Origin of the sequence: Streptomyces sp. adm13(2018) (assembly GCF_008042145.1) — a bacterium.
Lineage (GTDB): Bacteria > Actinomycetota > Actinomycetes > Streptomycetales > Streptomycetaceae > Streptomyces.
This window is the reverse complement of the sequence record NZ_RDBH01000264.1, coordinates 1-876: the sequence shown is the minus strand read 5'-3', so window position 1 is coordinate 876 and position 876 is coordinate 1. Positions and strand designations below refer to the sequence as shown.

General features: G+C 73.5%; 1 protein-coding gene. It reads right to left on the bottom strand.

From position 1 onward, the window contains the following. Nucleotides 1-14: 14 nt before the first annotated feature. Nucleotides 15-677 carry an RICIN domain-containing protein gene (locus EAO70_RS36405; RefSeq protein WP_148007058.1) on the bottom strand — a complete coding sequence of 221 codons (663 nt, stop codon included), beginning with the start codon at nt 675-677 and terminating at the stop codon, nt 15-17. Between the last annotated feature and the right edge of the window lie 199 nt (nt 678-876).

Genomic DNA, 876 nt, shown 5'->3' with positions numbered 1-876 from the left:
GACCGGAACGGCTCCTACGCCCTCACGGTCAGCAGCCGTCCGTCCACGCGCTGGAGGTCGAGCAGCCAGGCCCCGTAGTACGGACGGCTGCTGACCGTGAGGGCGTAGGAGCCGTTCCGGTCGGTGAGGGTGACCGCGCCGTTCGCGACCTTCATCCGCCACTGCTGGGCCGAGGATCCCGCGGCGCAGGGCTGCTGGGCCACCCACATGCCGGGGGCGGGCGTTCCGCCGGGCTGCAGGCACTTGGCCGATGCCGCCGACCGGACGCGTACGAGTCCGCTGCCCGCGTCGTCGAAGTACCACTGCTGCGGTTCGTACCCGTTGCTCTGGTCCGCGACAAGCACGGTGCCGTCTGCGCTGCGGCCGCCCCACAGCTGGGCGCTGAGCCCGGTGCTGCCGTTGGAGAGCAGGTAGCGGGTGCCGGGCGTGGTGGTGCCGCCGGCTCCGGCGGTGCGGAAGGTCGTCGCCCTGCCCGGTCCGCTGTCACGGCCCTGACCGTCGCGGACGGAGACGGCGACGGTGTACGACGTGCCCGGCCGCAGGTTGTAGATCCGCAGCGTCGTGCCCTGGACCCACGTCAGGTGCCGCCCGTCCAGGAGCACCTGGTACCAGGAGGCTCCGGTGACCCGCTGCCAGCTCACCACGACGGAGTCCGCCTGGATCTGACCGGCGGTCACGTCAGGCCCGGTACCCGGCCTCGGACCGGTGGGCGTCGGCGTCGGTGTGGGCGTGGGCGTGGGCGTCGGCGTGGGTGTGGTGGGACGGAGTCCGCCTGGATCTGACCGGCGGTCACGTCAGGCCCGGTACCCGGCCTCGGACCGGTGGGCGTCGGCGTCGGTGTGGGCGTGGGCGTGGGCGTCGGCGTGGGTGTGGTGG